The sequence below is a fragment of the Bacillus hominis genome, assembly GCF_018332515.1.
Taxonomy (GTDB): domain Bacteria; phylum Bacillota; class Bacilli; order Bacillales; family Bacillaceae_G; genus Bacillus_A; species Bacillus_A hominis.
Window position 1 is genome coordinate 1 of the sequence record NZ_BOQD01000165.1, and the last position, 5,308, is coordinate 5,308.

Sequence of the window (5,308 nt, forward strand, 5' to 3'; positions counted from 1 at the left end):
TCTCAAAGCAAGCAGCAAGACAATTCTTCTCAAGGCGAGCAGCAAAGCTCAGGAAGTAACAGCATTTATGACTTTAGTAAACCAGAAAATGACCATATTCATTCTCTACAAGATTTAATAGAGAAGCTGAAACAGTCTAGTGATTTTGTTAATTATCACACATCTGACGATGAAACGATGCCTTATTGGATTTCTTACTATCGTCCTTCACTTGATGGTGAGAAATTGCAAAAGTATTTAATGCCTACTCTAATGGAACGTCCTTGCGCTCCATTAGAAGAATTAAAAGAACATATTCCGATGAGTGGTATTACAATTACGAACGACTTACAAAAAATTGAGGACATGGTTTTAAAAGGCCATGCAATTATTCAATTAAATCAGCAAGATCAAAAGTGTATGCTTGCAAATATTGCAATTGATAATTATCGTGCACCAACTCCTCCATTAAATGAATCGACCGTTATCGGACCTCAAGAAGGCTTCGTAGAGGATATTGATACGAATATTAATTTAGTACGAAAACGCCTTCCTGTTTTAGAGTTACAAACAAAAGAAATGATTATCGGAGAGTTCTCAAAAACAAAAGTCGTTATGATGTATTTAAATAACTTAGCTGAGAAAGATAATGTAGATTTTCTAGAGGAATCATTACGGGCTCTTGAATATGATCAAATTAACGATAGTGCATATATACAAGAATTAATGGGGGAAAAATCTATTTTCCCGCTCTATATAAATACAGAGCGTACTGACAGAGTTACAAAGGCACTTATCGATGGCAAAATTGCTATTTTTGTTGATGGTTCTCCAAGTGTCCTCTTAACTCCTGTATCATATTTTGATTTTTTCATTTCGCCAGAAGACTATAACGTTTCTTGGTTATACGCTACATTTTCAAGGATTTTACGGCTAATCGCTGTTTTATTCTCAATTTGCGCGACACCATTATATGTTGCCACTTTAAACTATCACTATGAATTAGTTCCTAGTGATTTATTGGAAACGTTAATTTTATCAAGGGCGCAAGTACCGTTTCCACCTTTAATTGAAGCACTCTTCTTAGAACTTGCCATCGATTTATTAAGAGAAGCTGGCGCGAGATTACCGATGAAGGTCGGTCAAACACTCGGTATTGTAGGAGGTATCGTAATCGGACAGGCATCTGTCCAAGCTGGTTTAACGAGTAATATTTTATTAATTATCGTTGCATTATCAGCACTGGCTTCCTTTATTACGCCTATTTATAAAATGGGTAATGCGGTTCGATTACTCCGTTTCCCATTTCTCATATTTGCCGAAATAGGAGGACTTTTCGGGATTTCTCTTGGATTTATCTTTTTATTTACCCATTTATTTAGACTTACATCCTTACGTAAACCGTACGCTTTGTTTTATCCGACAAGACAACAATCCGTTAAAGATTCATGGATTCGGTTTCCATTAACAATGATTGATACAAGAGATGTACAAGCAAGACCACAACATGTAAAAAAATCTGCAAAAGGGATTTCAACAAAACATAGATCCGATTTTGATGATTAAGAAATGAGGTGCATTGATGAGTAAAGTTCAAGAAAAATATCAAATATCTCCTATCTTTGTTTTCTTCTTAATTCACAGTGCACAGTTTGGTGCCGGAGTTCTTGGATTCGCTCGAATTATTGCAAAAGCCGCTGGATATGACGGCTGGATAGGCGTTCTAATTATAGGAATTTGTATCCATATCCTTATATGGATGATGTATTTTTTATTAAAAGAAACAAACGGAAACTTAGTTGATTTACATCGACAAACATTCGGAAAATGGCTAGGAAACAGCGTTACTCTCATCTTTATGGCTTATTTTTTAATCATCAGTATTTCCGTCATTCGAACATATGTTGAGATTATTCAAGTATGGATGTTTCCTACCGCGTCAACTTGGATGTTAACAATCTTTTTATGCTTAGCTAGCTACTACATTATTTCTTCTGGATTCCGTGTCATTACTGGTATTTGCGTCATCTCAGTTGGCGGTACATTGGGATATTTATTTCTTAGTCTATTCGTTTTGAAATACTCACATTTGTCTAATTTACTACCTGTGTTCACACATTCTTTTTCAGATATTTTAAAAGCCGCCAATCTGTCAATCTACAGTATGACAGGGTTTGAAATTTATCTCATGGTTTACCCATTTGTGAAAAATCCGAAGCAATCTCATAAATTCGCTCAATACGGAGCATTATTTTCAAATCTTCTATATTTATTTAGTACCCTTTTAGCCTTTTCATTTTTTAGTGAGAAACAATTGTTAAAAACGATATGGTCACAACTTTCTATGACCCAAGTAATCCAATTACCGTTCATAGAAAGGCTGGAATATATTGCGATTTCAGGCTATGCGCTTACTATTATTACAAGTTTTATCCTTCCGTTATGGGCGGCAACAAGAGGAACTCATGAAATATTTCGCGTAAAACAAAGAGGTGTCCTAATCGCTTTCATCCTTATTACTCTCATTGTTTCACAGCTTTTAACAAACAGACATGACATTAATACTTTTATTAGTAATTCCGGAAAAGCTAGTTTTTGGCTCATGTATGTATACATCCCTATCCTATTTATTATTGTGTGGGTGAAAAGAAAATGGAAAAAATCAAAAGCAAATTAATACTTATTTCTTGTATAACATTCTTCAGTCTAACTGGATGTTTACAAAAAAATATTATCGATGATGTACAGCTTATTCAAGGAACTATATTTGACGTAGCAAAGGATAATAAAGTAAAAGTGTCATTCGTTTGTCCCATTCAGAAAAAAGGAAATAAAGTTCAAGTTTTTGAAGGAACGGCAAATGCGGTAAAACAAGTAAAAGCAGACACATCTTTAGAGTCTTCTCAACCCTTTGCTAGCGGGCAAATGCGTGTCGCTCTATATACTATAAGACTTGCCAAAAAAGGAATGTCTACTTCATTCGATACATTACTTCGAGATGTGAATATAGGGAACGCTTTATATGTTGGCTTATTAGAGGGGAATGGTACTGAACTTTTAAAAGGGAAATATACGACTTCATACAACGTTGCAATTTATATAAAAAAATTGTTAGAACATAATATGGAGACCGGTCCTTTACCAAAGGATAACCTGCATATAGGAGCATTCCGTTATTATCAAGAAGGGCAAGACTACTATATTCCCATTCTAAAGAAGCATGGTGATAAAATAAAAATCAACGGAATTGGTCTTTTTAAAAAGGATAAATATATCGGTAAAATCGCTGAAAAAGATATGTTCATATTTAAAGGACTATTAGAGAAACACAAATTAGATTCACACGAATTTAAAACGGATTCTGCGTACGTAATGATTAATAATATTCGTTCTGTTCCAACTTACGATATAAAAATTAAAAACGGGAAGCCTTCTTTTTTCATTCACGTTCATCTTGATGCACGTATTCAAGAATTATCGAAGCAAATTAACTTAGAAAATAACAAGAACACAAAAAACATTGAAAAAAATGTCCAAAAACAATTGGATGTACAGGCTACCAAATTAATTAAGCAGTTTAAATCTTTAAACGTAGATCCTCTCGGGCTAGGTGCAAAGTATAAGCAACATTATCGCCCATTCAAGTTAGAAGAGTGGCGACGTATGTACAAAGATGTTCCGATTAATATAAAATACAGCGTAAATATTACAAATTCTGGTGTAATTGAATGATAAATGATTGAACTCCTCTCTCCAGCATGATACAACGGAGAGAGGAGTTTTTATTTTAGAGAGAGAAGATATTTATGGGGGAGCTTATGTCTAAAAAATTAGTAAAGCCTATTTTAAACGGTATTTTATTTCTCGGCGTCTTTTTATTTGCTCATACATACTTGAAAAATGATTCCTTCACACGTTATTTACTTGTCGTTATACCAATGTTACTTGTTGGTATGTTTGGCATCGACCTTATTTTATCTATTTTAATTAAAAAAGAAGAATAACGAGCGAACATCTTATTTCAATAAGATGTTCTTTTCATTTCATAATCACCTTATGTTACAATAAAATTCGGCAGAAAACGAGAAAGGATGAAACAACATGACAAACGAAAAAGGTTTAGATAAAGGGTACGAACTTGTTGCAAAAATGCATGAAGAATTCGGACATCCTGTGACAAGTACTCCAACAAAACTAACAGAAGAGCGTGCAAAAATTCGTGCTAGCTTTATGCAAGAAGAGCTAGAAGAATTTCTAGAAGCAACAACTGTTGAAGATCAATATGATGCACTTATTGACCTTATTTACTTTGCATTCGGAACGTTTGCAGAAATGGGCGTACGTCCAGATAAAGGATTCGAAATTGTAAACAATGCTAACATGGCAAAACTATTCCCTGATGGAAAGCCTCGATTCCGTGAAGGCGACGGCAAAATTTTAAAACCAGAAGGCTGGGAAGCACCAGAACCACAACTTCGTGCGGAAATTGAACGTCAACGTCAAGAGGCGGAAAAAAACTGCTAGGATCTCCTAGCAGTTTTTTATTATGTCTTTTTTCCTTTGGCCCATTAATGACCCACGTGTCCCGCGTGTCCTGCTGCTCCTGCAGTACCAGCTGCTGCTCCTGCTGCCGTCCCTGCTCCAATTCCACCTGCCCAAGGCTGTTGTTGCTGCTGATACTGTTGGTATTGTTGTTGACCTTGATGATGTTGTTGACCTTGGTGATGGTGTTGACCTTGATGATGTTGTTGACCTTGGTGATGGTGTTGACCTTGATGATGTTGTTGACCTTGGTGATGGTGTTGACCTTGGTGATGATGTTGACCTTGGTGATGGTGTTGACCTTGGTGAGTTTGATAAAGGACAGCCTGCGGGTGAATTTGATGCTGACCTTGGTGATGTACTTGTTGCTGATGATGGCCGTGGTGTTGATGTTGCCCATGATGACCGTGGTGTTGATGCTGGCCTTGGTGACCATGATGGTGACTTTGATGAGTTTGATAAAGAACAGCCTGCGGATGAATTTGATGATGACCGTGGTGCTGATGATGTACTTGTTGTTGATGGTGGCCGTGGTGCTGATGATGGCCATGATGTTGATGATGGCCGTGATGCTCATGGTGTACATGATGACCGTGAACACCTTGAGGGAAGCCGCCGATTCCACCAGCTACAACACCGACGCCAGGTACAGGAAATCCTGTTTGTACGCCTCCCACAAAAGATGGAAATGTAGTTGGCATACCTACAGGTACTCCTCCTTGTGCTCCTCCTACGAAAGATGGAAATGTAGTTGGCATACCTACAGGTACTCCTCCTTGTGCTCCTC

General features: G+C 36.8%; 6 protein-coding genes. 5 read left to right on the forward strand and 1 reads right to left on the reverse strand.

The window, feature by feature from the left end; all coding sequences use genetic code 11:
* From KI356_RS16800 to KI356_RS16820, 5 genes are all read left to right on the forward strand, one after another.
* The coding region (locus KI356_RS16800; protein ID WP_212935947.1) for a spore germination protein at positions 1-1,545 on the forward strand (1,545 nt) is incomplete at its 5' end.
* Between the two features lie 16 nt (positions 1,546-1,561).
* Entirely contained in the window at positions 1,562-2,656 is a 1,095-nt protein-coding gene (locus tag KI356_RS16805) for a spore germination protein (protein WP_212935948.1), read from the forward strand.
* Positions 2,632-3,711 carry a Ger(x)C family spore germination protein gene (locus KI356_RS16810; RefSeq protein ID WP_212935949.1) on the forward strand — a complete coding sequence of 360 codons (1,080 nt, stop codon included), beginning with the start codon at positions 2,632-2,634 and terminating at the stop codon, positions 3,709-3,711. The genes KI356_RS16805 and KI356_RS16810 overlap by 25 nt, the downstream gene beginning before the upstream one ends.
* A gap of 86 nt (positions 3,712-3,797) precedes the next feature.
* Positions 3,798-3,983 (forward strand): hypothetical protein, encoded by a 186-nt coding sequence (locus KI356_RS16815; protein WP_002123183.1) that lies wholly within the window; start codon positions 3,798-3,800, stop codon positions 3,981-3,983.
* Between the two features lie 97 nt (positions 3,984-4,080).
* Positions 4,081-4,503: a pyrophosphohydrolase domain-containing protein gene (locus KI356_RS16820; RefSeq protein ID WP_212935950.1), complete on the forward strand. Its 423-nt coding sequence runs from the start codon at positions 4,081-4,083 to the stop codon at positions 4,501-4,503.
* A gap of 44 nt (positions 4,504-4,547) precedes the next feature.
* Here KI356_RS16820 and KI356_RS28490 read toward each other — a convergent pair.
* A partial coding sequence (locus KI356_RS28490) for a VrrB protein (protein WP_307856629.1) occupies positions 4,548-5,308 on the reverse strand: 761 nt, incomplete at its 5' end.